Genomic DNA, 26,071 nt, shown 5'->3' on the forward strand with positions numbered 1-26,071 from the left:
GTTGTGCGGTATCGCCGTCTCCGAGCGGCCCATGATGGCCCCACCTGTGCGCGGTGTACGCCGGCTGAGGCGCGCCTCCGCGGAGCGGAGCGCGCGGCCCGGCCGCGCGGCGCGCAGGGTGAGCGTGGACGTGCGGTGAACACCCCAAGGACGTGGGCAATGACGACCAAACGTTATCAGCGACTCATCTCCAGCGGGCTCGTGCAGCCCCTCGACGCGGTGCGCTTCCATGGCGGGGAGGCGCCGCTCGTCCGGCGGCTGATGGCCGGCGCGGCGGTCCTCCCCCAGGCGAACCAGCACATCGCCGTGCACGAGATCCGGGGCGCGGCGCGCGAGGAGCGGGGCTACTGCGACCCGCACCGCCACGACTGCGCCGAGCTGAACCTCTTGCTCACCTGGGATCGGCTCCTGTTCCGCGTCGCGCTGGGCGACGAGGTCTACACCGTGGAGGCGCCGGCGACGATCTACATCCCTCCGAGGTTGCTCCACAGCGCCAACGTGGTCGAGGGGACGGGGTTCTACATCGCCATGCTGGGGAACAGCGATTACGAATCCACCTTCGTGGAGTGAGGACCCATGTCCGCGGCGCCCCCCATGTCCACAGCCACCCCCATGTCCACGGCCAACACCATGGTGCGCATGCTGACCGCCTACTGGGTCAGCAGGGCGCTTTACACCGCCGCCAAGCTCGGGGTGGCGGACGCCGTCCGGCAGCTCGGCGACGGCGCCGCCGTCCCCGTCGAGCAGATCGCGCGGCAGCTCGCCGTCCACCCCTCGGCGCTGCGCCGGCTGCTGCGCGCGCTGGCGAGCGCCGGTGTGTTCCGCGAGGAGGGCGGCCCCGGCGGCCCCCGTTATGGCCTGAGCCCGCTCGCGGAGCACCTCCTCTCGGACGCGCCGTGCTCTCTCCGCAACGCCGCGCTCATGTACGGCGAGGAGATGTCGCTCGCCTGGCACGATCTGCCCTCCGCCATGAAGGACGAGCTGCCCTCCTGGGACAGGGCGCTCGGCGTCGATCACTTCGGCTATTACCAGCAGCACCCCGGGCCGGCGAGGATCTTCGATGAGGCGATGAAGGAGCTCGGCAGGGCGATGTACAGCGACAGCGCCGTCGCCGAGAGCTACGACTTCGCCGGCGCGCTCGGCCCGGGCGCGACCGTGGTCGACGTCGGGGGCGGCCTCGGGCGCCTCCTCGCTTGCATCTTGCAGCGCGACGTGTCCCTCCGAGGCATCCTCTACGACCTGCCGCACGTGATCGACGGCGCGCGGCGGTTCCACGAGGGCTCGCCCGGCGAAGCGCCGCTGTCCGCGCGCCCCGAGCACCTCGCGCGGCTCTCCTTCGAGGCGGGGAATTTCTTCGAGCGCGTGCCGGACGCGGCCGACGCCTACGTGCTGAAGAGGGTGCTGCACGACTGGCCCGACGACAGGTGCTCGGCCCTGCTCGCCAACATCGCGCGGGTGATGAAGCCCTCGGGCCGGGTGCTCGTCATCGAGGCGGTGATCCCCTCGGGCAGCGAGGATCATTTCGGCAAGTGGCTCGATCTGAACATGATGGTGGTCACCGGGGGGAGAGAGCGGACAGAAGCGGAGTTCGCGGCGCTGTTCGAGGGGGCCGGGCTGGAGCTCGCCGGGGTGTTCGGCTCCCCGACGGCGCTGTCCGTCATCGAGGCGACGAAGCGGCCCTGTCCAGCGCGAGGAGCCTGAAGTCATGTCGAGCGTCTTCTATGTCTTCAACCAGGTCGCGACGACGTACGAGCAGTTCGGACGGCAGGTCCACCGGCGCGCGCTGGCCCTCCGCCCCTGGCGAGGCGGCGTCGTCGCCTTGTGGGCCGACAACGACCCCGATTTCGTCGTCAACCTGTTCGCCATCTGGAAGGCGGGCGCCGTCCCGTTCCTCGTCTCGCGGCGCCTCCCCTGGACGACGGTCTCGACGCTGCTGGAGGTCGCCGGCGCCAGCGTGCTCGCGACCCCGGACGTGAGCCGCTGCGACCCCTCCCCCGTGCCCGTGATCCCCTCCGCGTGCGGCGCCGACGGCGGGCCCGCGGAGGCCGCCGGCCAGCCCACGGACCCCCCGGCGATCGGCTCCGACGAGCAGGAGGTCGCGGTCATCCTGCACACCTCGGGCACGACGAACCTGCCCAAGCTCGTGCGGTTTACCCGGGAGAACCTGCGCGCGTCGCTGCGCCTCGAGGAAGCGCGGTGGCGCGGCGCGTGGACCGCGGAGGACGCCAGCCTGGGGTGGCTGCCGCTCTTCCACGCGTTCGGCCTGATCTCCGAGCTCTTGCACGGCTACCGCACGAGGAGCCGCTACTACTTCGGCGAGGCCAACCCCCGCGCGCTGCTCCGGCTGCTCGAGCAAGCCCCCGTCACGATGTTCTCCTCGGTCCCCTGGATGCTGGAGCAGCTCCTCGACCTCCCGGGCGGCGCGGCCGCGCTCGCGCGCCTGCGCTGGGTCGTCGTGGGCGGGGCGGTGCTCGGCGAGGCGCTCGGCGAGCGGCTCTCCTCCGCCGGCGTCCGTGTGGTCCAGCAGCACGGCATGACCGAGCTCGGCGCCGTGTTCCGGGGCTCGCCGGACGGCGGAGACTGGCGGGACATGACCCCGGTGATCCCCGAGGCCTTCTGGCACCTCGAGGAGGGCACCGGGCAGCTCATCGTGCATGGAGACTGCCCGACGCTGGCCAGCTCGCCCGGGCAGGACTTTCCCACGAGGGACACGTTCCTGCGCGCCGCCTCGGGCGCGTACCGTTACCAGACCCGCCTCGACGACATCGTCGTCCACGTGAGCGGCGAGAAGAGCAACGCGCTCGCCATCGAGCAGGCGCTGCTCGGCCGGCTCCGCGGCCGCGTCGAGCACGTCGCGGTGGTCGGCGCGGGCCGCCTCCGGCTGGCCTGCGTGGTCCAGTGGCGCGACGAGCCGACCGCCGAGGACCGAGGGGCCCTGTCGGACGCCCTCGCCCACGTGAACGCCGGCCTGCCCGGGCACTCGCAGCTGCACGAGGATCTGGTCCTCTCGCTCGCGCCCTCGAGCGGCGCGCGCCTGCCGATCAGCCCGAAGGGGACGGTCCTGCGAAGCCGGGCGGAGCAGGAGCTCGCGGCCGAGCTCGAGCAGCTCTACGGCGAGCGGACGCCGGCCCCCGTGCCGCCGCCCGGCGAGCCTCCCCCCGGGGGGACGCCGCGCTCCCCGAGGCCCACGCGCCCGGAGCTGCGCGCGCTCGTGCGCGCGATCGCGGCCGAGGCCCGCGGGCTCGAGGGCCCCGGCGGCGTCGACCCGTCGCGCGGCTTCGCGGAGCAGGGCTTCGACTCGCTGATGGCCATGCAGCTCCGCGCCCGGCTGCAACGGGCGCTCGGCGTGGCCCTGCCGGCGACGCTGGCCTTCGACCACCCGACGATCGATCGCCTCGCCGAGCACCTCGCGGCCGACGTCCTCGGCCTGGAGACGCGCGCCGCGCCGCGGGCCGCCCGGGGCGCGGACCCCGGCGAGCCGATCGCGATCGTCGGCGCCGCCTGCCGCCTGCCGGGCGGCGCCGAGGACCTCGACGCCTACTGGCGGCTCCTGACCGACGGCCGCGTTGTCGCGACCGACGTGCCGGCCGACCGGTGGGACTCGGCCGCGTGGTACGACCCCGATCCCCAGGCGCCGGGCCGCACCTACGTCAAGCGAGGCGGCTTCCTGCGCGACGTGTGGTCGTTCGACGCGGCGTTCTTCCGCATCGCGCCGCGCGAGGCGAGGACGCTGGACCCGCAGCAGCAGCTGCTCCTGGAGGTCGGCTGGGAGGCGCTCGAGCACGCCGGCGAGGATCCGGAGGCGCTGCGGGGGAGCGCGACGGGCGTGTTCGTCGGGGTGAGCGCCGTCGAGCACGCCGAGGCGCAGGACGTCGCGGGCGACTCGGCGCTGTACCTCGTGACGGGCAACGCCCCGAGCGTCGTGGCGGGGCGGCTGTCGTTCTTCCTGGGGCTGCACGGGCCGAGCCTCGCGGTGGACACGGCGTGCGCCTCGTCGCTCTCGGCGGTGCACCTCGCCTGCCAGAGCCTGCGCCAGGGGGAGTGCGACCGGGCGCTCGTCGGCGCGGTGAACGCGCTCCTCTCGCCGAGGTCGTTCGTGACGCTCTCGCGGCTGCGGGCGCTGTCGCCCGACGGGCTCTGCAAGCCCTTCTCGGCGGCGGCCGACGGCTTCGGCCGGGCCGAGGGCTGCGCGGCGGTGGTGCTCAAGCGGCTCTCGGACGCGCAGCGCGACGGCGACCACGTCCTGGCCGTCATCCGGGGCACCGCGATGAACCACGACGGCCCGAGCAGCGGGCTGACGGTCCCGAGCGGGCCGGCGCAGCAGGCGCTGTTGCGCGCAGCGCTCACGCAGGCGGGGCTCGAGCCGGCGGCGGTGGATTTCGTGGAGTGCCACGGGACGGGGACGCCGCTCGGCGACCCGATCGAGGTGCAGGCGCTGGGCGCGGTGTATGGCCAGGGCCGGCCTCCGGAGCGGCCGCTGATCCTGGGCGGGGTCAAGGCCAACCTGGGGCACCTGGAGGCGGCGGCGGGGCTGGCCGGGCTCGTGAAGGTGGTGCTCTCGCTGCAGCACGAGCAGCTCCCGGCGCAGCCGCCGCTCGGCGCGCTCAACCCGCACATCGCCTGGTCCGAGCTGCCGGTGTCGGTGGCGCGCGAGCGCCGGGCGTGGCCGCGGGGCGGCCGGGCGCGTGTCGCGGGGGTGAGCGCGTTCGGGCTGAGCGGGACGAACGCGCACGTGATCCTGGAGGAGGCGCCGGCGGCCGAGCCGCGCCCCGCGGCGCCGGCGCGCGCGGCGGAGCTCTGCGTGCTGTCGGCCAGGAGCCCGGAGGCGCTGCGCGCGGCGGCCGGACGGCTGCGCGATCACCTGCGCGCGCACCCGGAGATCGGCCTCGGCGACCTGGCGTTCAGCCTGGCGACCACGCGCGGCCACCTGGAGCACCGGCTCGCGGTGGCCGCGCCCTCGCGCGAGGCGCTGGAGGCGGCGCTCGCGGCCGCGGCGCAGGGCGAGACGCCGGCCGGCGACGCGCGGCAACCGGCGCGCGGCGCCGAGCCCTCGGCGGAGCTCGCGGCGCTGGGGGCGCGCTACGAGCAAGGCCACGCGCTCGACTGGGAACGGATTTTTCCAGCACGTGGCCGGCGCGTTCCGCTGCCGAGTTACCCCTGGCAGCGGCAGCGGTGGGTCGAGCCGCGGGGGGGCGCACGGCGGGCGGCGGAGGATCTCCGGGTGGACCGCGAGCGGGGGCCGGCGGTGAGCTCGCTCGCGGACTGCTACTACGAGGTCGCGTGGCAGCCGCAGGATCTCGCTGAGCTGCCCGCGCCGCCCGCGCCGCAGCCGTCCCAGGCTGCGCCCGGGAGGTGGCTGCTCCTGGCGGACGGCACCGGCGTCGCCGACGCGCTCGGGGCGCAGCTCGCGGTGCGGGGCGAGGCGTGCACCTGGGTGGTGCGGGGGGCGTCGTACGGGCGGCTCTCCCGGGACAAGCTCTGCGTGGACCCGGCGCGCCGCGAGGATTTCGAGCGTCTTCTCGCGGAGTTCCTGGAGGCGGGCGGCGGCCCGGTGCGCGGGATCGTGCATCTGTGGAGCCTCGACGCGCCCGCGCCGGACGCGCCGGAGGCGGCGCTGGACGCCGCGGCGGCGCAGGGGTGCGGCCTGCTGCACCTGATCCAGGCCCTCTCCCGGGCGCGCCGCCCGGGGCTGCCGCGCGTCTGGCTGGCGACCCGGGGCGCCGCGCCCGTCTTCGCGGCGTCGGGCGCCGTGGGCTTGCTCCAGGCGCCCATGGTGGGCCTGGGGAAGGTCGTCGCCCTGGAGCACCCGGAGCTCTGGGGGGGCCTCATCGACCTGGATCCCGCGGCGGCCGGGGGCGACGCCGCGCTGCTCTGCGCGGAGCTCCGGAGCGCCGCCGGGGAGGACCAGGTCGCCTTCCGAGGTGGGCGCCGCTGCGTCGCCCGCCTCGAGCGCCGCCGCCCGCCGGAGACCGGGGGTGTTCCCGTCTCGCCGGACGGGGCCTACCTCGTCACTGGAGGGCTCGGCGGCATCGGGCTCAGGGCGGCGCGGTGGCTGGTGGACTGCGGCGCGCGCCACCTGGTGCTGCTCGGGCGCCGGGGGGCCTCCGAGCGAGCGCAGGCCGCGCTTCGCGAGCTGGAGAGCGCGGGCGCCCGGGTGGAGGTCGTGAGCGCCGACGTCTCCGACGCGGCGGAGATGGCGCGGGTGTTCGAGGGCCTGGCGCGCGCCGCGACCCCGCTGCGCGGCGTCCTGCACGCGGCCGGCGTGGGCAACCAGCAGGCGATCGAGCACCTCGATCGGGGCGCTCTGGTCTCCGGGCTGCGCGCCAAGCTGGCGGGGTCCTGGATCCTGCACCGGCTGACGCAGGGGATGGACCTCGACTTCTTCGTCGGCTTCTCCTCGGTCGCGTCGCTCTGGGGGGGCCGGGGGCTCGCCGCGTACGCCGCGGCGAACCAGTTCCTCGACGCGCTCATGCACGAGCGCCGGCGCCTCGGTCTCCCCGGGGCGACGGTGAACTGGGGTCTGTGGGAGGGCGACGGGCTGGGGACGCAGGAGTACCGGCGGCACCTGGAGCGCACCGGCATGGGGGAGCTGCGCGCGGACGAGGCGTTCGCGGCGCTCTCCGGGCTGCTGGCCGCGGGCACCGTCCAGGCGGCCGTGGTCCGGGTCGATCCTCGCGTGTTCAGGGAGCTTCAGGAGGCGAGGCGGAGGTGGCCGCTCCTGGAGCGGATGGGCGTGGGCGCGCCGCAGGCGGTGCCCGGCGCGACCGCATCGCCGGCCGGCGCCACGGTCACGACGGCCAGCGCGACCGCATCGCCGGCCGGCGCGACCGCATCGCCGGCCAGCGTGACCGCGGCGCCCCTCGATCCCGCGTGGCGGGAGCGCTCCGCAGGCGAACGCCGCGGCGCGCTCGTCTCCTGGCTGCAGGTCCAGGCGGCGAAGGTGCTGGATATGCCAGCTTCCCAGGTCGATCCGCAGCGCGCCTTGAACGACCTGGGGATGGATTCAATGACGGCGCTCGAGCTGAGGGACGGCCTCCAGCGCCACGGCATCGGCGTCGGGCTGCAGTTCCTGCTCGACGACACGAGCATCGCGGCGCTGGCCGACGTGGTCCTCCCTCAGCTGGACGCAGCGGCTTCGTTTCCCTCACCGGCCGATGGCGCCACCCCCGGCCAGGGGCCGAGCGGCGCGCGACACGAGTCGGCGGCGCCCTCCTCCACGGCGCCAACGACGCCGGCGGCGCCCTCCTCCACGGCGCCGGCGACCCCGGCGGCGCCCTCCTCCAGGGCGCCGGCGGTCCGCGCCATCGACCTCCCCGCGCCGGCGCTGATGCGCAATCCCTGGGTCGTCGTCCGGCGCCCCAACGAACAGGCCTCGATGCGGCTGCTCTGCTTCCCCTACGCGGGCGGCGGCCCTGCCGTGTTCAACGGCTGGCCCGAGGGCCTGCCGAGCTCCGTCGAGCTCGGCGTGGTCCACCTCCCCGGACGCGGGAGCAGGCTCGGTGAGCGCCCCTTCCTGCGCATGGAGCCGCTCGTCGAGGCGCTGACCCCTTCCCTGCTGCCTTATCTCGAGGGCAAACCGTTCGTGTTCTTCGGCCACTGCCTGGGCGCGCTGATGATGTTCGAGGTCGCCCACCGCCTCCGCCGGGAGCACGGCGTCGGGCCGGCGCGCCTGTTCGTCTCCGGCGCGCGCGCGCCGCACGTGTACCACCCCGAGCAGATCCAGAACGATTACAGGCAATACAGCCCGGTCCCAGGGGTGCCGGGCCACCTCGTGCCGGATCTGGATCTGCTCGATATGCTGCGCGATCTCGGCTTCGACTCGAGCCGGGCCGTCTACGAGGACGAGGAGATGAGGCGGCTCGTGCTCCCCGCGGTCCGTGCCGATTTCGAGATCAACAACACGTACACGTACGCGGAGAAGCCGCCGCTCGACATCCCCATCACCGTGGTGGGCGGCCGCGTGGATCCTTTCGTCAACGGGGAGCAGATCCTGGGGTGGCGCGCCCATACGACAGGCGAGTTCTCCGCGACCTTCCGCCCGGGAGGCCACTATTTCATCGAGCGAGAGCGGCCCTTCTGGGCCGAGGTGCTCACGCGGGCGCTGCGCTGAAGGCGCTGTAGCCCGGTCGCTCAGCGCGCCGCGTACTTCATGACGAACGAGGGGTACCGATCGCCGACGATCGCGCCCGGCGCGAACGCAGCGTCGAGCAGCGCGAGCTCGTCCGGGGAGGCGCGCACGTCGAGCGCCAGGAGGTTCTCGTCGAGCCGCGCGCGCCGGCTGATGCCGACGAGCGGCACGATGTCGTCGCCGCGCGCGCGCAGCCACGCGATGGCCAGCTGGGCTGGCGTGCAGCGCTTCCGGGCGGCCATGTCGACGAGCGGGCGAGCGGCGCGGACGTTCTGCTCCAGCGCGTGTCCTTCCATCCGCGGCGCCACGAAGTGCGCGCCAGGGCTCGGCGCCGTCGCTCCGCTGAGCAGCCCATCGGCGAGCACGCGGTAGGCGACGATGCCGATCCCGAGCTCGCGCGCGGTCGGCAAGATCTCTGCTTCGATGAAGCGGCACGCGAGCGAATACTCGATCTCGAGCGCGGTGATGGGGTGCACGGCGTGCGCGCGGCGCAGGAGCTCTACCCCGACCTCGGACACGCCGACGTGACGGACCTTGCCCTCGCGCACGAGGTCGGCGATGGCGCCGATCGTCTCCTCGAAGGGCACGTCGGGATCGGGCCGCCCGGGCTGGTAGAGGTCGATCTCGTCGACGCCGAGGCGCTGGAGCGAGTAGGCCGCGAACGTCTTCACCGTGGCCGGGCGGCCGTCCATCCCGAGGAACTTCCCGCCCGGGGTGCGCAGCATGCCGAACTTCACGCTCACGAAGGCCCGGTCGCGCCGGCCTTTGATGGCGCGTCCGATGAGCGCCTCGTTGTGCCCCATGCCGTAGAAGTCGGCGGTGTTGAGGAGGTTCATCCCGGCGTCGAGCGCCGCCTGGATCGTGGCGACGCCCTCGGCGTCGCTGTCGGCGCCGCGGCTGGGCGACATCCCGCCGCAGCCGAGGCCCAGCGCGCCGACGAGCGGACCGTTCTTGCCGAGATGCGTGCGCGGTATCGTGGGCATCACTCGACCCCTCAATGTTAGAGCGAACGCTCTAGCAATGGATCGCCGCATGCGCACCGTCAACCCCGAACAGCACGAGAAGAAGCGTCGCGAGCTCCTCCGCGCCGCCCAGCGCCGCTTCGCCGCCGAGGGCGTGCAGGCATCCATCGCGAGCATCTGCGCCGAGGCGGGCGTCAGCCCTGGGCACCTCTACCACTACTTCTCGAGCAAGGAGGCCATCCTCGAGGGCCTCTTCCAGCTCGTGCTCGACGAAGCGGCCACGCACCTCTCGGGTGACGTGCAGGACGCGCGCGACCTCCCCGCGCTCGTGGCCGACCTCTACAGCGGCAAGGGGCCGTCCCTCCTCTTCGACCTGCTCGCCGAGTCGCAGCGCAACGCCGCGATCGCGGATCGGCTCCGGCGCCACAGCGCCGAGATGAAGCAGCTCCTCGCGAGCGCGATCGCGCGCGGACAGGCCGCCGGCGTCGTCGACGACACGCTGCCGGCGGCTGGCCTCGCGACCATGCTGCTCGCCGTGCTGGACGGCAGCAAGGCGATCCGGCTACGCGATCCAGCCGTCGACCGCGGCCGCGCGCGCGAGACGCTGATCGCGCTCGTGTCGCGCGTGCTCAGCCCGCTCGGTGGTCGGCCGGGTGCAGGCGTGGGGCGGCAACGAGCATGAGATCCGCCCAGACGACCACCACGTCGGGCGTGTCGCCGGAGGCCACGCAGAACGGCGACCGTCAGCGACTCACGGAGCTCCTCCGCCGCGTGATCGACGTGGCGGAGGGGAGGGCGTCCCCGACCAGGAGCGGCGAGGGGACGTGCGGCGTGGGAGCCGGACGCGCCGAGCGACCACCGCGCCACGGGCGCCCAAGTACGGCGCGCTCACGCGTCGCGCTCCCGGAGCTCGTTGTCGAGGCGCTCGTCATACTCATCGCGAACACCCGTCGTGACGGCGACGTCGGACGGAGCAGGCTGCTCGGCGCTGCGCCTCCACGAGCGCAGCAGGGCGAAGACCCCGAGAAAGGTCGCCGCGATGCCGAGCATCAAGCCCAGGGCGACCTTGCCGAGGAGGCCTGACGAAGGCGCCGCGCGGAGGCGGTCGCCATAACGCGCGACGAGGTCCTGCTCGATGGCGTCCGCGGCCTCTCCCCGACGGAGGCGGGCGCGGATCTCGCGACGAAGAGCGCTCGCCACCTCCGACTCGTGGACATCGAGCGTCTGATCCCAGCAACAGGGCGCGAGCAGACGCGCTGCGAGCGCCCGCTCACCGGGCGCCGGGGTCGAGTCGACGAGCTCGGCCTCGGCCTGCCCGGGCGTCGCGGGCTCGGCCCTGGCGTCGAGCGCCACGCTCGCGGCGACGGCGGCCATCGCCGCCGCGCGGCGCCAGCGCGAGCTCCGCAGGGGCCGGAGACGCAACGGCGAGCTCACCTCGCCCGCGCCGTGAGGGGAACGGTCCGGGTCCCTCGCGGCCCCGCCGTGCTCTCGCTGGATCATGGCGAGACAGGCTAGCGCCTCCGGCCGCCGAGGCCCTGCGACACGATGTCGCGCACGTCGCCGTACCGCCATGTCCGAGCGAAGGCCGGGGACACACGGAGGCGGCCCGCCGCGGCCTCGGCGCACGCGGCGTCACCTCCCTCGATTCGTCACACGCAGCCTCCCCTCCCTCGATGCGAGACCGGCGCGAGCAGCGCTCGAGGCGACCTCACATCGAGACGTCCACCCTGGGCGTCTCGTCCTTCGTCCAGTCGCTCGAGCTCGGGAAGTAGGTCGTCTCCTCATCGCCGCCCTGGCTCGTGTGGATCTGGTATCGACGGTTCGCGCCGCAGCCCAAGAGCGCCCCGTAGACGATCGACTTCGTCTGACCCGCTCCGACCACCTCGGACGAGTTCCTCGCGAGCTTGTCCCACGTGCCGCCGGACACCTTCACCTTGCTCTCGTCCCAGTGCACCGTGAACGCCTGATTCCCGGTGTTGCGCACGCTCACCGTGATCTGGCATCCGGCGACGGCATCCTTCGGCATGCTCGTGGCGACCGCTGCGCCGATGGGCACCACGGCGGCGATGGCGATGAGGGCGCGGCGGATGAGCACGGATCGTTCGAACATCATGTCGAGTTCTCCCCTTCTGGTGTGGCCGTCGACTCTTCGCGACGGCAGCGCCCTCCGCCTCAGCAACCGGCAGGCCAGGCGCGGAAACCCGCCGATGCCCGAGGATCGAGCCCCTCTCGGGAGCACGCGCCGCGCTTTCGGGTTGCGTGGAGCCGCGCCGTCCAGGTCCGCGCTCGGCGGGCCGACGGGAAACGCGCTGTTTCCTCGGAGCACGGCGGGTGACACACTGCCACCGGGTGCCCGGTGACACCCTGTGGCAGGTGACGGCCGCCGGCGCCGGCCTGGCTGCCGGGCCGGGAGAGCAGAGGGCTCTTCAGGCCCTCTCAGCGCGCTCCGGCTGGCAGCTCAGGCTGCGCCCTGCGTCGGCCCCACCCCGTTCGCCCACTCCACGAGCTCGTAGACGATCCCGTTCGGATCGGTGACCTGGAAGAGCCGCTCGCCCCAGGGGTCCTCTCGCAGCGGGAGCGTGATCTCGACCCCCTCGCCGCGCAGCCGCGCCTCCTCGCCCTCCAGCCCGCGGACGACGAACGCGACGATCACGCCCGCGGCGCACTGATTGCGATAGGCCTCCGGCAGCACCTCGATCCCGCGGCGGAGGAACACGATGTTCATCCCAACGTCCTCCCGGGTGAGGGCGACGAACCCGTCCGCGGACATCTCCTCGCGAAACCCGAGGTGCTCGACGAGGAACACGCTCGACGCCTTGACGTCGACGACCGTGAGAGAAATGGCAGATGCGGTGATCTTCATGGTTCTCCTCTCTTCTCTGGACGAGCGCTGACGCGAGCTGCCGCGCATCGAGCCGACACCCCCTTCGTCGGCTCGCACGGGCGCCATGTCCGGCGAGGGCCTTCCGGCCGAGGTACATCCGAGCACCTCGCCGCCCCAGCAGGACAGACCGCCGCGGCAGCCCCCGCGGGGCGCGCCGTGCCGCAGCGTTCCGTAACGTGTCCCGTACACTGTACGGGTTCGGAGAGATCTGTCAAGCCCGGCCGCTTCGGGGCTCCTCATCGCGCTCGCCGGCGGCGCTGCGCCGCTCTTCCTGTGGCCGCCGCGCAGCTGGCCGCCGCGCAGCGGGAGCTGCTCCGCCGGGCCCTGATCCAGTCCGGGTCGTGAGCCCTCCCCGCCCTCGCCGCCATGCCCGCTGGACCACCGACGGGCCGCGGCGGACGGCGCGAATCATCTGCTTGACACCCGCAAACGTGTTCGCGTCTCCTGGCCGCCGCACCGCGCTGCGGCGCGACCCCAGCGCGCCTGTCCCTGAAGGAGCGGCTCATGACCTTGCGACGCCCCGAAGACTTCAAGCATCATTACGCTCAGCTCGCAGATATCCGCCTTCACTTCGTGCGTGAAGGGCGCGGAAGGCCGCTCCTCCTGCTCCACGGGTGGCCGGGCTTCTGGTGGGAGTGGCACAAGAACATCGGCCCCCTCGCCGACGGCTTCGACGTCATCGTGCCCGACATGCGGGGTTATGGCGACTCCGAGAAGCCCGATCTCTCGCGCATCGAGCTCTTCCACCTCGATCGCGTCGTGGAGGACATCGCCCAGCTGCTCGACAGCCTCGGCATCGAGCAGGCCTTCCTCGTGGGCCACGACTACGCCGCGATCGTGCTGCACAAGTTCGTGCGCAAGCACCGCGACAAGGTGATCGAGGCCGCGATCATCAACCCCATCACGCCGGGGTTCGAGGGGCGGTACCTGAGCCCCGGGCACTTCCCCGAGTCGTGGTACTCGCAGTTCCACCAGCTCGACATGGCCGTCGAGCTGGTCGGCTCGAGCCGCGACGCGTGCCGCACCTACTTCCGCCACTTCCTGAACCACTGGTCGTACGACAAGGGCCTCTTCCAGGGGGAAGAGCTCGAGATCTACGTCGACAACTTCATGAAGCCGGGCAACATCCACGGCGGCTTCAACTTCTACCGCGCCAACCTGTCCATCACGAGCCAGCCCTGGACCCCGCTCGACCGGACCATCTCCGACTGCCCCGTGACGTTCCTGCAGGGCATGGGAGATCCGGTGGTCCCGTCCGTGTGGACCGACCTCGTCACGCCCTGGTACAGCCGTTACACGATGAAATACGTGCAGGATGGCGGGCACTTCTTGATGCGCGAGAAGCCGGGTTACGTCAACCAGCAGATCCGGAATGCCTTCCTGAAGTAGGCGAGCCGGCGCCGCGGGGGCTCGTCCACGGAACGGCGAGGATCACGCTGCGGCGCAGCGGCGCGCTCGACCGGCGCGCCGCGAGCATGGGGTGTTCGCGCTGCCGGCCGGTCAGGCGCTGCCGCTCACCTTCGCTGCGCGGGTATTGCCGTCGAACCACGATTCGATCGTGTACCGCGCGCCGTAGTAGTCGATGCTCCCGTCCTCGCTCAGGCTTCCGCCGCGCAGCACGTTGGCGGCGCTCTCGTACAGGAGGAACGGGACCATGCCGACGGGCAGCGCGCTGGACAAGGTCCAGGTGCCCTCTGCTCCGCCCGACGCGATCACGAGGAATTGCTGCGCGCCGGACGCGTCGACGAGCACGCCGAGCGTCGAGCCGCTCCGGTCCCGCGACGTCGCGCGGAAGTTGAGGTGGGCCGCGGTGGCGAGCAGCTCGGCGGAGGTGACGGGCTTCTGGGGTAGGGGCATGGCCTACGCCCCGGACCCGGCGATCGCGCTCTTTGGCTGCCAGGTGAGCCCGTTGTATTTCCGGGGTGAGCCCGAGCGGTCCAGCCGCAGGAACGTCTCGCCCTGCTTGAGGTGCCGCTGGCGGTCGCGGTCGAACGGGCCGCGCGAAGCGCTGGCAGGCTCGTAGGTGGCCTCGCTCTTCCCGTGCACCTGGAAGCGCCAGCAGAGCCGCTCTTCCACTCCATCCACGACCCGCGACAGACTATCTTTCATGGCGTCCACTTTCCTTGTGCTCGGCCCGCGCGCTGGACGAGCGAAATCAACCGACACGTGACGCGACCGGACCGGCGGGCGCGGCCTTCCAGGCCTCACCCGGACCGCCGCGTGCGCCGCATCGAGACCGAGGAGACCGAGGAGACCGAGCCGAGGTACCGGGTTTCTCTCGAACGTGGAAGGCACGCCGGGGGAGCGCTCCCGGAGCTTCACGCAGGAGCTGCCTCGATCGGCTCTGACGGCCTCGTCTATCGCTCGGCCTCGACGGGGCCGGACGGCACGTTGTTCAACTGCGCATCACCTTCGCTGCGCGAGCACCAGCTATACCAGAGAAAGAGCCGCGGCACCACGAAAGTTCATCATGGACACGCCGATGTCGTCGATGCGGTGCTTTTTCACGATCCTGCGCGCCGGGCGTCAGGAGACACCCCCGTCCGGGGGTGGCGTTCACCCCTCGACACGCGCGGACCCGGGCTCCAGCCGGGCGACCTGGCGCTGCTCGGGGAGCTGGAGGACGCCCAGCCAGGCGAACACGCGGATGACCTGATAGGCCGGGTCGATCTCGAACCAGCGCACCGCGAAGTTCGGGCTCATCGAGTACTTGTGGTGGTTGTTCTGGAAGAGCTCCCCGAGCGTCACGAGGTCGAGGGTCAGCGTGTTGCGCGAGTCGTCGTCGCTGTTGAAATTGCGGTAGCCGTAGCGGTGGCCGCACCAGTTCACGATGGCGCCGTGCAGCGGGCCCATGGTCCAGTGGAGCGGGAGGAACAGGAGCTGCCACCACTGCGTGGCAAAGGCGATGTAGAAGAGCGCGTAGCCCGTGCCCCAGGCCAGGCGGCTGGTCCACGAGTTCCCGATGCGATCGAGCGTCGGCCACTCGGGGTAGCCGCCGAGGAACCGCGGCTCGACCTCGGCCGTGCCGTCGCACAACGCGTCGTAGCGCTTCTTGGTCGCCCACATCATCGACGCGGGCCCCGCGAAGTGCCGCGGCGAGTGCGGGTCCTTCGGCGTGTCGCTGTACGCGTGGTGCATGCGATGCAAGATCGCATACGCCCGCGGCACAAGGTACGAGGACCCCTGCGTGAGGTACGTGAGCAGGTGGAACGTCCGCTCCCAGCGCCTCGACATCGTGAACATCCGATGCGATGCGTACCGATGCAGGAAGAAGGTCTGAAAAAAGACCGAGAGCGTCGAGTGGGCAATAAGGACAATTACGAGCTCCATGCCCGGCTTGTACACCGGATCTGGCCCGGCGACGGTCAGCCCCAGGTCACGATTTGCAGGAGCTTTGCCAAAGCCTTGTGTTGAGCTCCCGTTCGGTTATGTCCCGCAAGCAAGGTTTTCCGTCCGTGACGACGACCAGGCCATGGGGCCGTGATGCGCCCGTGAGTTCTGCGTGTCCCCTGTGTCCGCGGCGAGCTGGGCTCGACTTCGTTGCGCGCCGAGCCCGCGCTGTCACGGACAGGCCGTTCGGGCGTACGTCGCAGACGCTTCGCGCGCTCGCGCCGCCGCGCCGTCGCGACGAGGCGCGGTCAGGCCCGGTCAGCGCGCCGTGGGATCGCGCCGCTCGGAGATCAGGAGCCCCACCCCGTCGAGGATGCGATCGAGGCCGAAGCCGAAGGCGTGCTCTGGGCTCGACGCCCCCTGATGCGCCTGCCCCGCCGACTGCCCGACGCGGGTCGCGACGGGGAACCGCCTGGCATCCACGACCTTGTCGAGCAGCGGCGCGGTGGCGACCCACCACTCCACGTCGGTCATGCCGCTCTCCTGGCGGGTGCGCCTCGCGCTCGCCTGGGCCCTCGCGGCGCCTTCGACGTGCGTGAGCAGGAGCGTGAGCACCGAGTCCATCTCCACGTCGGTGAGGCCCAGGTCGTCGAGCGGGCGCAGCTCGGCCTCATATTTGAGCGTGGCGTTCGGGCCGAGCACGGGGCGCGCCGCGACGATCTCGAGCAGCCACGGGTGCCGCTGGTAGAGCTCCCAGTTGCGCGTGGCGATGTACCTGAGCGCCCCGCGCCACCCGCCCGGCTGCCGCGACGGCGCGTCCACGTCGTCGTAGAGGCTGCCATAGACCGTGTCGACCATGAGATCGGTCAGCTCGGCCTTGCCGGGGACGTGGGTGTAGAGCGACATCGTCCCCACCTCGAGCAGGTCGGCGAGGTGACGCATGGAGACGGCCTCGAGCCCTCCCGCGTCGGCGAGCTCGATCGCCGTCGAGACGATGGCGCGCACGGTCAGCCCCGATCTCCCCGGCTTGCCGTGAGAGCCCCAGAGCAGCGCGAGGCTCCGGGCAGGGTCGGCTCCCCGCCCCTCCCTCTCGCGCGGCGGCGGCTTGCTGGCCCGCTTCGCAGGGGTCTTCTTCATCGCGACGCCCGCGCGCTCCCACGTCCGCCGGCACCAGGTTCCGTACTACGTACGATACCTGCTACGGAACGCCTCATGGGCTCACTATGCGCGCCGGCGACGGAGCACGTCAACGCGCGCGTCGCGGCGGCGCGGCCGACCTGCCGCCGCCCAACCCGTGTTCCGTCCTACACGGAATATTTTGTTGTGAACGGGATCACTTCGTAAAGAAAGATTTCTAACAATCCTTCACGCGTGCGAGCCGAATGTTTCAGGATCGAAAAGCAAGCGCTTCCGTAGGCGACGCAACGACCCGGTTCTCGGGTTGCTCCGTATGGCACGGACCGTGCTCTATTCCCGGCCAGTGCCGCCGGTGTGGTCTTCGCCCCCCTGAGACCCCGGCGGCGCTGATTATTTTGTGGTCGTGATCCGACCCGCCCCGCTCGCCCGGCCCCATCGCCGGGCGAGCGGGCGCCACGTGCCTTCGGCGCGCCGCGGCCGGGCGCCTGTCCACGCTGCGGTGTATCGTCCCGCCGCGCATGGCGACGAAGCTCTCCTCTCCCCCGAACCAGCGGTTCGAGTGCCGCGACTGCCCGGCGCGGTGCTGCCGGATGCCCTGGAGCATCCGCTTCAGCGGTGAAGAGGCCAAACGGTACCTCGACGAGCCATGGGTCCGTGAGCGCGCCGGGAGCGAGGGGGCCGAGGTCATTGCGCGCGGCGTCCTGCCCATGCGGGAGAAGGACGGCCGGCTCCAGTGCGTCTTCCTCGACGACGACATGCTCTGCGGCATGCAGAAGCAGTTCGGCCACGAGTACATCCCGCGCGCGTGCCAGGCCTTCCCCTTCGGCTTCGTGCGCGACGAGAAGGACGTCGTCGTCGCCCAGCTCTCCCACCTGTGCCCGTCGATCCGCGACAACTACGGCCAGCCGGTGGACCGCCAGCTCAAGGCGAAGCTCCAGCAAACGGGCGGGGCAGAGCGGATGTCGACGGCGCTCGCGACGCTGAGCGGGACCATCGTCCCCCAGTCCTCGTACCTGCGCGTGGCGAAGCAATGGGAGGAGCAGCTCGGGGCCGACACGTCGCCGGCGTCGACGCTGGCGCGGCTCTACGACGTGACCACCGCCTTCGAGCGGGCGCTCCCCCCAGGCGCCGAGCGCGCGACGGACGCGCCCGTCGAGGCAGCCCTGCGGCAGGCGCTCGGCCAGGAGGTCGAGCCGCTCACGCCGCGCGCCAAACCTTCCTTCTATGCCCGGGTGCTCTTCGCCTACCTGCTCGGCGGCCTGTGTTATCCGTCGCGGGTCCGCGGGACCCAGCGGGTCGGAAAGGCCCCGTGGACCGCGTTCCACGGGCTGCGCAGCTTCTGGAACAAGGTCGCCTGGATGCTCGGCCGGGGCACCCTCGACATGCTGTTCGTGGCGAAGCCGTTCAAGCTGCAGCGGGTGCGCACGGTCGACCGCTTCCTCGGCGACGCGGAAGGGGCGCTCGTCCGGGACTACCTGCGCCTCGTGCTCCAGCGCCGGCACATCTTCTCGACGCCCCGCCACCTGCTCGCCACCGTGCTCGATCTCTCGCTCGCCACCGTCGTGATCTCCCGCTTCGCCCGCTGCCGCGCGGCGGCCGACGGCCGGACGAAGGTCAGCCACGAGGACGTGCGGGAGGGGATCGGCGTCGCCGAGCTGCTCCTGCTGAGCCACGCCGCCCTCTCGGAGCAGGGCAAGCTCATGAAGAACCTGCGCTGGCTCCTGCTCACGAAGCGCGAGAGCTTCCGCGCCCTGCTGGCCTCCGAGGCCTGAACCAGCCCCGTTGCTCCCGGCGGCGCGCTGGCGACAGCCGGGCTCTTCGGGCCACGCGGGGCGGGCGTGGGCAGGCGCTGATGCGTCGGATCGCCGGTGAGGAGGTGCGTGAGGACGCGCTGCACGTGAACCGTCCGCGGCGGCGCGGTGAACTCCTCGACGGCGCGGGTCGTGAGCTCCTGGAGCCGGGCCGCAACGGAAGGGCCGTCCACGGGCTCGGCGAGGCCCTCCAGGCCCAGCGTCCGCTTGTCCGGGTCCGCGACCGCGACGACGTGCACCTCGCTGCCCGCCTCCTCCGAGTTCGCCAGCCACAAGGCCCGGAGCAGGACCCCTCGGCTCGCGGGCGAGAGATCGATCCCCGCCAGGACGCTGAATGGCTTCATCTCGCTCGAGACGTTCGACTCCATGGCTTCCTCCTGTGGAATGTGGGTTGCCCCGGGGTCAAGCAACGCCCGTGCCCTGCGCGCCGTCCGCCGCGCTGCGCGGGTGAGCGTTTCGGGCGCGTCAATGAGCTCCGCGGGCGCGCACCGCGCGCGCCTCGGGCGCACGGTTAGCGCACGTTCCGGCGCGCCGCCGGGCGGTTTTCCCCGAAGGAGCCACGACCATGACCTCGCGCCAGAAGTTCCTCGCCACAAGCCTCGCCTGCCTCTCCGCCGCCCTCCCGGCGTGCGCGGAGGGACCGTCTCAGGAGGCGCCGGGGCGGCGCACCGCCTCCGGGTTCAACACGCCGGAGTCCGTGCTCCACGACGAGGAGCGCGACGTCTACCTCGTCTCGAACATCGACGGTTCGCCGGTCGACAAGGACGGCCGGGCGTTCATCTCGCGCGTCTCGCCCGCCGGCGAGATCCTCGATCTCGCGTGGATCGATGGGGCGTCGGAGGGCGTGACCCTGAACGCCCCCAAGGGGATGGCCATCGCCGATGGCAAGCTCTACGTCGCCGACATCGACGTGGTCCGCGTCTTCGACGCGCGCGACGGCGCGCCGCTCCAGGACATCGAGGTACCCGGGGCGAGCCTGCTCAACGACGTCACGGTCATGCCCGATGGGTCGATCCTGGTCTCGGACACCGGCGTGACCCTCGAGGGCGACGCGATCACGCCGACCGGCTCCGACGCGCTCGTCGTGATCGCGCCCGACGGGCAGGCCTCGCGGCTGCTCTCCGACCCCGCGTTGCCGCACCCGAACGGCGTGGCCTCCGCGACCGACGAGATCTGGGTCGCCTACCTGGGCGCCGCCCGGCTCGACGCGTTCGACGCCTCGGGGGCCAAGCGGCGCGAGATCACCCTGCCGGCCGGCACGCTGGACGGCCTCGTGCGCCTCGACGACGGCCGGCTGCTGGCGTCGAGCTGGGACGCGAGCGCCGTCTTCGAGGTCGACCTCGCCGGCGAAGGGGCGCCGCACATCTCGACGATCGCCGCGGATCTCCCGAGCCCCGCCGACATCGGCTGGGACCGCGCGCGGAACCGCCTGCTCGTGCCGCTCTTCAACGACGGCGAGCTCGTCCTGCTCGACATGAAATGAGCCCCCGGAGGGGCGCTTCGCCCTGCGGACGACGCAGGGTAAGATCACCCGATCTCGCCGGCCCCGAGGCGCGCCGCCCGCCTCGGGAGAGCTCCGCTCCACAACACAACCCCAGAAGGATCCACGCCGACGATGACGACCCAGCTCACCCGGTTGCTCGAGCCCAGCGATCACGCCGAGGCCTGGCGATCGCTCAAGGACGCCCTGGGCCGCCTGGAGCGCGCGTCGTCCTCGAGCGGCGCCGGGCAGGCCCGGTGGATGGAATTTTTCACCCGCACGCGCGAGCGGATGTCGATCAAGCAGCTGCCGCGGCCGATCATCGCGCTCCTGCTCGACGGGTCGAAGCGGATCCTCCTGGACGGTCCGCACGGCAACACGCAGCTCGTCGCCCGCGAGGGGCAGATCCTGCTCATGCCGCCGGGCGTGCCGCTGGAGGTCGTGAACGAGCCCGATCCGGAGCGCGGCGTCTACCGGACGTTCGCCATCGAGCTGCTCTGCGAGGTCGACGAGCGGCTCCAGCGGCGGTACCCGACGCTCTGCGTCCAGCGGGGGCTCGGCGGCTTCGAGGCGGACAGGCCGCACCTCTTGCGGTCGGCGCTGCCGTCGATCCAGGCGCTGATCCACCTCGTGAACACGCTGCTGCTGCCCGGCGCCCACGCGCTGCTCATCACCCACCGGCTGGAGGACCTCGTGCTGACGCTGCTGCTCCAGCACCGGGAGCAGCTCGAGGAGGCGCGCACGGCGTCCTCGACCCTGGCGCTCGATCCCACGCTCGCGGTGAGGACGCTGGTGCGCCGCGACCCGGCGCGCCCGTGGACGGTGGAGGACGTGGCGCGCGCGCTCGGCGTGAGCAACGCGACGCTGCGCCGCCGGCTCGGCGCGCGGGGGCTGTCGTTCCGGGCCCTCCTGTGGAAGGAGAGGCTCGACCTCGCCAGGACGCTCCTGCGCTCCGGGCGCCACGGCGTGCTCGAGGTCGCGACCGCCTGCGGGTACGACTCGGCGTCGCGCTTCGCCGAGCAGTTCCGGCGCTCCGAGGGCGTCAGCCCCTCGGAGTACCGGGCGCAGCACCGCGCGAGCTCGCCGCACGAGCGCCCGCACGACGGCGCGCGCGAGCGGCCCGAGGACGCGCCCGCCCTCCGCGCGCTGTGAGGCGGGCGCGGGGCCGCAGGCGGGCCGCGGGGCCGCGCGCTCGGCCGCGAGGCAAGGGTCCACGGGCGGCACGCCGGAGGCGCCGCGGCCGAAATGCGCTCCCGGCGCGGGTCACCTCGGCGATAATCGCGCCCCCTACCCCATGGCCAAGATCCTCTTCGTCGAGGACGACGCCGCGCACCGGGCCCGTCCCTGAGGCGATCGGCGTGCGCGCGCTCCGCCTCCTGCGCGCCCTCCGCGGGCGCACCGCCGGCGCCCTGCTGCAAGAGGGGGCCCACGCCGTCGAGCGGCGGAGCTCGCTGCGCGGCCGGGCCTACGCCCTCGTCGTCGCGGTGGTGCTCGCGCCCGTCGCGGTGATCTTCGGCGCGCGCCAGCTCGACGAGATCGAGGCCGAGCAGATGCTCGCGAGCGCCCGCCGCGCCGCCGAGGCGGCGGGCGCCGCGATGGCGGCGCCCGCCTCGGCCTCGGCGGAGGGCGGGACGGCCGCGGCCTCGGCGAAGGGCGGGACGGCCGCGGCCTCGGCGAAGGGCGGCGGGACGGCCGCGCGCCTCGCGGCGATCCAGGAGGCCGCCGCGCGGGAGGGCGCGCGCGTCCGCGTGCTCGACGGCCGCGGCCGGGTGATCGCCGACCGCGACGGCGAGCCGGCCACGTCGCTGCGCGACCGCGCCGGGGATCTGTTCTTCGGCCCCGAGGGCGCCCCGACCCTCCGGGACCACGACGCGGCGTCGGCGCCGCTGCCCGAGCGGGCCGAGATCCAGCGCGCGCTCGAGCGCGGGCGGGACGAGGGCTGCGCGAGCGCGCTCGGGGGCAAGCTGCTCGTCTGCCACGCGGCGCTCCGGATCGACGCCGAGGACGGGCCCGTCGTCGCGCTCGCGCAGAGGGGCTCGCCGCGCGCGATCCGGGCGCTCTACGACGTGCGTTACCCGCTCCTGAAGCTCTCGCTGTACGCGCTGCTCTCCGGCCTCGCCCTCTGCGCGCTGCTCGTGCGGCGCATCGTGCGGCCGATCGAGGCGCTGCGGGACGAGGTGCTGAGCCGCGCCGAGGCGCCGCTGTCCGGCGAGGGCATCCTCTCTCGCGCGCCGCGCGCGCCGCGCGAGATCGGCGAGCTCGCCGACGCGTTCAACGCGCTCTTCGCGGCGATCGCCGAGCAGAGCCGGAGCAACCACGCGTTCATGGTCGACCTCGTCCACGAGCTCAAGAGCCCCGTCGCCGCCGTGCGCGCGGCCGCGGACACGATGCGCGGCGGCGGCGACCTGCCCGCGGCGCGCGCCGAGCGCCTCGGCCGGGCGCTCTACGACAGCAGCCAGCGGCTCGACGCCGTCGTGAGCCAGTTCCTGGAGCTCGCGCGCGCGGAGGCCGGCCTGCCCGACGAGGAGCGCGCGGTGATCGACGCCGGCGAGCTCGTCTCCGGCCTCGCGCGCGCCCTCTGCGAGGACCCGCGGCACGCGACGCTCCGCGTGGACACCGAGGTCGCCGAGGCGCACGTGCGCTGCGTCCCGGGGCGGCTGGAATCGGCGATCCAGAACGTGCTCGAGAACGCCGCGTCGTTCGCGGGCGAGGGCGGCGCGGTGCGCGCCCGGGTGCGCGCGCGGGGCGGGGCGTGCGAGATCGAGGTGACGGACACGGGGCCCGGGATCCCGGCCGAGGACCTGCCCCGCGTCTTCGACCGGTTCTTCACCCGCCGCCGCGGCGGCCAGGGCACGGGCCTCGGGCTCGCGCTCGCCAGGGCGATCGTCGAGGCCCACGGCGGGACACTCGAGGCGGCGTCGCCGCCCGGCGAGGGCGCCCGCTTCACGATCCGGCTGCCGCTCGTTTCACACGGCGTCCACACGAAGCCCGCGGAAGATTCACCCGGCGCCTAGCGCGAATTTCAAGGAGGGGTCGCAACCTCTTGCGTCGAGGGAGGTTGCGATGCGGATCGTCTGGCTCGCGGCCGCGGATGCCCGCGGTCACCTGATGCGCGCTCACCTCGCGCGGCGCCTGCTCGCGCGCGTGGGGGTGCGCGTGACGCTGGTCACCACGTCGGAGGAGGGGCGCGCGTTCCTCGCGGCGCTCGGGGCGCCGAGCGAGGTGCTGTCGTGCCATTACAGCGTCGCGTTCGACGCGCGGCAGAACATGGCGCGCGCCGCGACCGAGGCGTGCGTGCTGCGGTACATGGTCACGCCGAGCCGCGGCCCGAGGGACCTCGCGCGGCTCTCGGACCTGTGCCGCGGGGCGGCGTACGTGGTGAACGATTTCCACCCGCTGCTGCTCCTCGCCGGGGCGCGCGGGCACGGGGGGGCGCACGCGCTGCCCTGCCCCGTGGTCCACGTGCACGGCGAGAACCTGTGGCGCGCGATCGAGGGGAACTTCCACGGCCGCTGCCCCGCGCTGGTCGACCGCGGCTTCGGCGCCCTGGTCCGCGCGCTGCGCGGCCGGGCCCACGCGCGGATCGAGCACACGTTCGACGCGCCGTTCGCGGGCAGCCGCGATCCGTCGCGCCGGAGCTACCGGCTGCTGCCGCTCATCGCGGCGCCCGGGCGCTCGGCCGCCGAGGTCCGGGCCGAGCTCGGCGTCGGCGCGGATCGGCGCCTCGCGGCGGTGTACCTGAACCCGCACTTCGCGGACCCCGCGCTGGCGACGGCGCTCTCCCGCGCGCTCGCCGCCGAGGGGTACGCCGTGCACGGCGTGGCCGAGGGGCTCGCCCAGTATCCGGGCTTCCGGCCCTACGACGCGCGCTTCGCCGACGTGGCGGCGGCGGCCGACCTGCTCGTGTCCGCGCCGGGCATGGGCGCCGTCGGCATGGCGCGGCTCTTCGGGGTGCCGTTCCTGGCGCTGCTCACCGACCAGCCGGAGCAGCGGGAGAACGTGCGGTTCCTCGCCGCGCCGTCGGGGGGCTCGGCGAGCGCGGCGAATGCGGCGAGCGCAGCGCGCTCGAGCGCCACGTTCGCGACGGTGGATCTCGCCGCGCCCGGAGGCCTCGAGCGCCGCCTGCGCGAGGCCGCGGCCGAGCTCGCGGCGCGCGGCGGCAGGGCGCTCGACAGGCCGTCTCCCGCCGCCGTGGTCTCCGCCATCCACGGCGTGTGGACCGACGTCCTCACCGGGCTCGCGCCCGCCGCCCCCGCGGCGGGGCGGGCTCGCTTCGCATCTCATCTCGCATCGAACAAGGCAGCACCCAAGGAGGTTCACCCATGACATCTCACGATTCCCACCCGGTCGACACGGCGGCTCACGCCGCGCGCCCGACGACCGCCCTCGTGCTAGAGACCAACAACCTGCGCGGGACGAGCGATCCCGCGCGCGTCGTCGCGAGCCTCGAGCGGCTGCTCCGCCACCTGTCGGCGCAATCGTTCCCGCTCGGCGATCTCCGGGAGCTCGTGATCACGCACGACGGCCTCGACGAGCGCGACGCGGCGCGCCTCGAGGCGGCCGCGGGGAGGGGCGTGCGGTTCGTCCGCCTCGCGGACGACACGGGCTATTACGAGGCCAAGAACCAGGGGTTCGACGCGACGACGGCCGACGTCGTGGCCTTCGGCGACGCCGATTGCTGGCCCGACCCGGCGTGGCTCGAGCGCCTGTTCGCGCCGTTCCTCGCGGACCCCGCGACGCGCGTCGTGGCGGGGCGGACGACATACCGCGACGACCTCCTGGGCATCGCCGCCACGTCGATCGATTTCATGTACTTCCCGAGCCCGCTCGGGGAGGGCGCGACGCGCAATTTCTATGCGAACAACGTGGCGTTCCACCGCGACGTCTTCGCCGCCCGGCGCTACCGCCCGGCCGAGGGCATCTACCGGGGCCATTGCCAGATCCTCGGCATGCGCCTGGAGGCCGACGGCGTGCCGATCCGCTTCGAGCCGCGGGCGCACACGACACACCGCTTCCCCGACGGCGCGCGGGAGCTCCTCCGCCTGCGCCTGCTCCGCGGCGCCGATACGGTCGAGATCACCCCGCACCTCGGCCGGGCCTTCCTGCCGTCGGAATGGCGATGGCTGAGCCGCCTCGGCCCGGTCTCGCCGCTGCTCGTGCTCGCGGTGCGGCTCGGCTTCAGCGCCCGCGCGGTGGGCCGCCAGGGCCTCTCCGACACCCGCGGGGCGCGCCGCGCCGCGGGCATGGCGATCATGGGCGGGATCGCCGCGGCGGACGCGGTCGGCGCCCTCGCGCGCGCGGCCGCGGGCGCGGACTTCGGGGTCCACGACGGGGGGTTCAAGCGAGGCGCGCTGTCGTATCACGGGAACGGAGATCGGCTGTCCGTCGCCGCGGGGGGCAACACGAGGAGCGCCGCGGAAGCGAGCTGAGCCTCGCTTCAGGTGCGCCGGCGCGCCGCCGCGCAGCGCGGCGGCGCGCCGGCCCGCCCGGCTCGATCATAGACTGCGGGCGCTCAAAGCCCTAGATCGACGTCAATAACTTCAATGCTGGCGAAAGGCGGCGGCGCTCCCGTGCCCCAGGGCAAGGCCTCCACCCCCACGCCGGCCTCCTCGGGACGGCCGAGCCACACGTCGATCCGCCCCCCGCGCCACGACAAGCCGTAGCGGTTGACCGGCGGACTCGTTCCTGGTTAGCGTGAAGGCCACATCGAATGAGACCGAAGCCCACGCGGGCGCTGCTCTCCGGAGCCGCCGCTGTCGTGTCCCTGTACCTCCTCGCGGCGTGCGGCGGCACGGCCGCGTCCGCCCCGGGCGGCGTCGGTACGAGCGGAGCCTCACCGCAGGAGCGGTCGAGGATCGCGCCGGCCAAACACGGCATCAGCAGGCCGATACGGATCTCCGGTCGAAACCCGGTCTACACGCAGGAGGCGCTCGAAGCCGGGATCGAGGGGCTGATGGTCGTGAAGTGCGTGATCCGGACTTCGGGTGAGCTGACCGGTTGCAGGGTCATCAAGTCGCTGCCGTACCTCGATCAGGAGGTGCTCGACGCGACGAGGACATGGCGCTACACGCCGGTGCTCTTCAAAGGAAAGCCAACGGCGGTCGACTACGTGTTCAACCTGCGGTTCAGGCTGCCGCCACGACCACCGCCGCAGGCCGTCGCCCCTGGCCCTGTCCCCTGACGCCGTGCCTCGTCTGGGCACATGATGCCGAGGACCCGACACCCCGCGCTGCCTCCTCCGGCCAGCCGAACCGCGGGTCGATCGGCACATCGCCCGGCCCGAGCGCGGCGGGTTGCGCGAGCAGCGCGCGGCTTCGCGGAACCTGGGGACGGACCTGG

At 73.1% G+C, this 26,071-nt stretch carries 20 protein-coding genes; 12 read left to right on the plus strand and 8 right to left on the minus strand.

What is annotated here, in order from left to right; all coding sequences use genetic code 11:
* Window positions 1-159 precede the first annotated feature (159 nt).
* Genes WMF43_RS29705 through WMF43_RS29715 form a run of 3 tightly spaced genes read left to right on the plus strand, consistent with a single transcriptional unit; the run spans window position 160 to window position 8,110 of the window.
* A complete protein-coding gene (locus tag WMF43_RS29705) occupies window positions 160-570 on the plus strand; it encodes a homocitrate synthase (RefSeq protein WP_437669736.1) in 411 nt (136 codons plus the stop codon).
* 24 nt (window positions 571-594) lie between these two features.
* Entirely contained in the window at window positions 595-1,701 is a 1,107-nt protein-coding gene (locus WMF43_RS29710; protein WP_437669737.1) for a methyltransferase, read from the plus strand.
* A gap of 4 nt (window positions 1,702-1,705) precedes the next feature.
* Window positions 1,706-8,110, plus strand: coding sequence for an SDR family NAD(P)-dependent oxidoreductase (locus tag WMF43_RS29715; protein ID WP_437669739.1), 6,405 nt, complete (start codon window positions 1,706-1,708; stop codon window positions 8,108-8,110).
* Between the two features lie 20 nt (window positions 8,111-8,130).
* Here the strand turns inward: WMF43_RS29715 and WMF43_RS29720 are convergent, their stop codons facing one another.
* Window positions 8,131-9,111 carry an aldo/keto reductase gene (locus WMF43_RS29720; protein ID WP_437669741.1) on the minus strand — a complete coding sequence of 327 codons (981 nt, stop codon included), beginning with the start codon at window positions 9,109-9,111 and terminating at the stop codon, window positions 8,131-8,133.
* Between the two features lie 49 nt (window positions 9,112-9,160).
* On the opposite strand from WMF43_RS29720, the gene WMF43_RS29725 reads away from it, so the two are divergent.
* Window positions 9,161-9,772, plus strand: a complete 612-nt coding sequence (locus WMF43_RS29725; protein WP_437669743.1) for a TetR/AcrR family transcriptional regulator — start codon at window positions 9,161-9,163, stop codon at window positions 9,770-9,772.
* A 206-nt stretch (window positions 9,773-9,978) separates the two neighbouring features.
* Here the strand turns inward: WMF43_RS29725 and WMF43_RS29730 are convergent, their stop codons facing one another.
* The 3 genes from WMF43_RS29730 to WMF43_RS29740 form a co-directional block, all read right to left on the minus strand.
* On the minus strand, window positions 9,979-10,590 hold the full coding sequence (locus WMF43_RS29730) for a cytochrome c-type biogenesis protein CcmH (protein ID WP_437669745.1): 612 nt from the start codon (window positions 10,588-10,590) through the stop codon (window positions 9,979-9,981).
* A gap of 208 nt (window positions 10,591-10,798) precedes the next feature.
* Window positions 10,799-11,203, minus strand: a complete 405-nt coding sequence (locus WMF43_RS29735; protein WP_437669746.1) for a hypothetical protein — start codon at window positions 11,201-11,203, stop codon at window positions 10,799-10,801.
* A gap of 345 nt (window positions 11,204-11,548) precedes the next feature.
* Window positions 11,549-11,953 (minus strand): VOC family protein, encoded by a 405-nt coding sequence (locus tag WMF43_RS29740; protein ID WP_437669748.1) that lies wholly within the window; start codon window positions 11,951-11,953, stop codon window positions 11,549-11,551.
* Window positions 11,954-12,478: 525 nt separating this feature from the next.
* On the opposite strand from WMF43_RS29740, the gene WMF43_RS29745 reads away from it, so the two are divergent.
* Entirely contained in the window at window positions 12,479-13,363 is an 885-nt protein-coding gene (locus WMF43_RS29745; protein ID WP_437669750.1) for an alpha/beta fold hydrolase, read from the plus strand.
* Window positions 13,364-13,474: 111 nt separating this feature from the next.
* Here the strand turns inward: WMF43_RS29745 and WMF43_RS29750 are convergent, their stop codons facing one another.
* From WMF43_RS29750 to WMF43_RS29765, 4 genes are all read right to left on the minus strand, one after another.
* A complete protein-coding gene (locus WMF43_RS29750) occupies window positions 13,475-13,831 on the minus strand; it encodes a hypothetical protein (protein ID WP_437669752.1) in 357 nt (118 codons plus the stop codon).
* A 3-nt stretch (window positions 13,832-13,834) separates the two neighbouring features.
* Entirely contained in the window at window positions 13,835-14,083 is a 249-nt protein-coding gene (locus WMF43_RS29755) for a hypothetical protein (protein ID WP_437669754.1), read from the minus strand.
* A 447-nt stretch (window positions 14,084-14,530) separates the two neighbouring features.
* Window positions 14,531-15,304, minus strand: a complete 774-nt coding sequence (locus WMF43_RS29760) for an acyl-CoA desaturase (RefSeq protein ID WP_437669756.1) — start codon at window positions 15,302-15,304, stop codon at window positions 14,531-14,533.
* A gap of 318 nt (window positions 15,305-15,622) precedes the next feature.
* On the minus strand, window positions 15,623-16,441 hold the full coding sequence (locus tag WMF43_RS29765) for a TetR/AcrR family transcriptional regulator (RefSeq protein ID WP_437669758.1): 819 nt from the start codon (window positions 16,439-16,441) through the stop codon (window positions 15,623-15,625).
* A gap of 518 nt (window positions 16,442-16,959) precedes the next feature.
* On the opposite strand from WMF43_RS29765, the gene WMF43_RS29770 reads away from it, so the two are divergent.
* The 7 genes from WMF43_RS29770 (at window position 16,960) to WMF43_RS29800 (ending at window position 25,913) form a co-directional block, all read left to right on the plus strand.
* A complete protein-coding gene (locus tag WMF43_RS29770) occupies window positions 16,960-18,213 on the plus strand; it encodes a YkgJ family cysteine cluster protein (protein WP_437669759.1) in 1,254 nt (417 codons plus the stop codon).
* 604 nt (window positions 18,214-18,817) lie between these two features.
* Complete coding sequence (locus WMF43_RS29775; RefSeq protein ID WP_437669761.1) at window positions 18,818-19,735, plus strand: SMP-30/gluconolactonase/LRE family protein; 918 nt, start codon at window positions 18,818-18,820, stop codon at window positions 19,733-19,735.
* A gap of 132 nt (window positions 19,736-19,867) precedes the next feature.
* A complete protein-coding gene (locus tag WMF43_RS29780; RefSeq protein WP_437669763.1) occupies window positions 19,868-20,884 on the plus strand; it encodes a helix-turn-helix transcriptional regulator in 1,017 nt (338 codons plus the stop codon).
* A 206-nt stretch (window positions 20,885-21,090) separates the two neighbouring features.
* A complete protein-coding gene (locus WMF43_RS29785; RefSeq protein ID WP_437669764.1) occupies window positions 21,091-22,746 on the plus strand; it encodes a sensor histidine kinase in 1,656 nt (551 codons plus the stop codon).
* Between the two features lie 49 nt (window positions 22,747-22,795).
* The gene (locus tag WMF43_RS29790) at window positions 22,796-24,058 is read left to right on the plus strand and encodes a hypothetical protein (RefSeq protein ID WP_437669765.1); all 1,263 of its coding nucleotides are present in this window, start codon (window positions 22,796-22,798) and stop codon (window positions 24,056-24,058) included.
* Window positions 24,055-25,161, plus strand: a complete 1,107-nt coding sequence (locus WMF43_RS29795; protein ID WP_437669766.1) for a glycosyltransferase family 2 protein — start codon at window positions 24,055-24,057, stop codon at window positions 25,159-25,161. The genes WMF43_RS29790 and WMF43_RS29795 overlap by 4 nt, the downstream gene beginning before the upstream one ends.
* A gap of 281 nt (window positions 25,162-25,442) precedes the next feature.
* On the plus strand, window positions 25,443-25,913 hold the full coding sequence (locus WMF43_RS29800) for an energy transducer TonB (protein ID WP_437669768.1): 471 nt from the start codon (window positions 25,443-25,445) through the stop codon (window positions 25,911-25,913).
* The last annotated feature ends 158 nt before the right edge of the window (window positions 25,914-26,071 follow it).

Source organism: Sorangium sp. So ce131 (assembly GCF_051519095.1).
Lineage (GTDB): Bacteria > Myxococcota_A > Polyangia > Polyangiales > Polyangiaceae > Sorangium.